Source organism: Monashia sp. HAY1-2A, assembly GCF_056755315.1.
Map to the genome: position 1 here is coordinate 1 of NZ_JBNDHY010000907.1, position 228 is coordinate 228.

The following is a 228-nucleotide window of genomic DNA, read 5'->3' on the forward strand; positions in this document are numbered from 1 at the left end:
CATCGAAGGAGATGTTCAGTGATGAGTTGTAGGCGACAGACATTTCGACGTTGTACAACGGCGTGTAGGAACCCTGGTAGTGGGTTTCTGCCATGGACGGATCGAAGAAGAAGGTCAGGAAGGTACCTAACATCAGCAGGATGACGAAGGAGTACAGCGCCACCTCACCGAACATGAACGACCAGTGGTCAGGGAAGACCTTCCGGCCGAACTCGCGCAGGATTCCGG

General features: G+C 54.4%; 1 pseudogene. It reads right to left on the minus strand.

The features are described 5' to 3' along the window. Window positions 1-228 (minus strand): annotated as a pseudogene (locus ACPYOM_RS24395) (cytochrome bc1 complex cytochrome b subunit); the annotation flags it as partial.